The organism is Candidatus Thioglobus sp. (assembly GCF_029243085.1).
Taxonomy (GTDB): domain Bacteria; phylum Pseudomonadota; class Gammaproteobacteria; order PS1; family Pseudothioglobaceae; genus Thioglobus_A.
Genome location: NZ_JAQWSS010000103.1, coordinates 1 through 2373, shown reverse-complemented (window position 1 = coordinate 2373; position 2373 = coordinate 1). Strand labels below are relative to the sequence as shown.

General features: G+C 38.0%; 2 protein-coding genes. Both read right to left on the bottom strand.

All coding sequences use genetic code 11. The features are described 5' to 3' along the window. A partial coding sequence (locus P8M52_RS05920) for an SCP2 sterol-binding domain-containing protein (RefSeq protein ID WP_300308721.1) occupies positions 1 to 442 on the bottom strand: 442 nt, incomplete at its 3' end. Positions 443 to 500: 58 nt separating this feature from the next. Further along, positions 501 to 2373, bottom strand: a 1873-nt coding sequence (locus P8M52_RS05915; protein ID WP_300308718.1) for a DUF3400 domain-containing protein, incomplete at its 5' end; no start/stop codon positions are given.

The following is a 2373-nucleotide window of genomic DNA, read 5'->3' as shown; positions in this document are numbered from 1 at the left end:
GAATATTTGTACCAATATTTGTTAAGAATGAGGCGAATGGACCCATATTATTCATAGCTTCACTCATTGGACCTTCGAATGACAGACCACCAAATGTCATGTGATACATTGGACCCGATTTTCCTGTACCCATATCAGCCCAGTCTTCAAGTGTTGCAATCATTTTATAGTCAACATCAGAGTTAAGTGTTTGTGTTTTGGCATTGTCAAAGGCTGCAATTGCTTTGCCATTTTTATCTATATGTAATTCTGCTGCTTTATCAGAATCCTTTACAATTATTTGTAAAACTTTATAACCCTTATCGCCACTATTGGCTGCCCAGCCAGATTTAACTAATTCTGAGGGTGTCGTAGAATTGTTAAAAGTGTCAGCAATTTGCTGAGCTCCGGCATATACACCTAATGACAATGTTGCAATTGTCGCTACTAATATTCCTTTCATATTGATCTCCAATGTGTCTTTTCTTCTCAAGTTTTAGACAGAATGTCTAAAAGTCATTTTATAATAAAATTTTTTCGATTTGAACTGATTTAATAAAGTCTTCTTTCCAGTTTTGGCCTAAGCGCTGTTCAGCAATTAGCTCAATTGGATATACTGGCTCTATATTGGTTGTGTGTTGGTAGCGAGCCAAGCCTTGCCTGCATGCTGGGCAAGTGGTAAGCATTTTGACTGGCTTATCAGTTGTAGCAATGGTGGCCAAGTCTTTTTTAATCTCTGCCTCTTTTCTAAATTTGGTCTGTTTAGCAATATCTGGTCTGGCAACAGCAAATGTACCCGCTTCACCACAACAACGATCATTATCAATCACTTCGCTATTGACAATTTTTGAAATAACCGTGCTAGATTCATCAGATTTAATTGGATCATGGCAAGGTGCATGGTAGAGATATTGCTCATCACTGGCCTCTAAAGTCACGTTTTGTTCGAGTAAGTATTCATGAATATCGCTCAGAGTGGAATCTTTGAAGATATCACCCAACTCATAAGTCATCAGTTGATCAATGCAAGTGCCACATGACGTTAACACATGTTTGATATCTAAATAGTTTAATGTGTTAGCTATACGATGAAATAAGACGCGATTATCCGTTGAAATCTCGGTACTCTTGGCTTCATCGCCACTTGCCCTTTGTGGATAACCACAGCACAAATAACTAGGCGGCAGAACCACTTTAACCCCTTGATGATAAAGTAGTGCGATTGTAGCAAGACCAATTTGAGAGTAAAGGCGTTCTGAGCCACAACCTGGGAAGTAAAAGACACTTGGCGAATCAGCGTTAGATTTTTCAGGATGTGACAAAATTGGAACGCTAGTTGTATCATGAATACCCAAAAGATCTCGCATTGGTTTTAGGCTTGTATCTGTTGGTAACGGCTTGTCGAGTAGGGTTGTTAGTTCGATAGCCATACTTGGCTTGCCAACCGTTTTGTTAGGTTGTTTATTTAAAAAAGGTTTAGCCAATCTTGAGGCAATATTTTGAGCCTTGTAGCCAGTGTCAATTAATAATTTTTTAGCAATATTGATTTTCCAAGGCTTGGTGGTATTCAAATAAGCCAAAGACATTTTAGCGGCAATATTAGAGCGTCGCTTATTTTGTTTAATTAAGATTGATTTCATCTTAATGGAAACATCACCAAAATCAATATCGACAGGACATGGTTTTTCACAACGATGACAAATCGTACAATGATCCGCAACATCATCTAACTCAACAAAATGATTCAGTGAAACGCCACGTCTAGTTTGTTCTTCATACAAGAAGGCTTCTGAAATAAGGTTTGTACCAATAATCTTATCACGTGGAGAATACAAAAGATTAGCTTCTGGGACGTGCGTAGTGCAAACATCCTTGCATTTTCCACAACGTAAACAAGATTTGACCATATCGTTAATTTCGCCAATCTCACTACTCTCAAGAATTAAAGCTTCTTGCTCTACCAAGTGCAATGACGGGGTAAAGGCGCCATTAAGGCCACTACCTGGCATGAGCTTGCCTTTGTTGAAATGGTTATTGGGATCAATTTCAGCTTTGTATTGTTCAAACTCACGTTTAAATTCAGCAGAAAGATATTGATATTTAGTTAAGCCAATACCATGCTCTCCTGAAATAACACCACCCAAATTCGCAGCTAATAGCATAATGTCATCTACCACTAATTCTGCTTTTTCTAACATTTCAGTATTGTGAGAATGAACTGGAATGTTAGTATGGACATTACCATCACCAGCGTGCATGTGAGTAGCTACAAAAAGACGAACATTTCGATGAGTTGCATGAATTTTTTTGATATCTTGTCGCATTTGAGTAAAAATATCACCCATGAGCAAGTCATTAAGAGGGTGAGCAAACTCATTCATGTAAGAAATAACA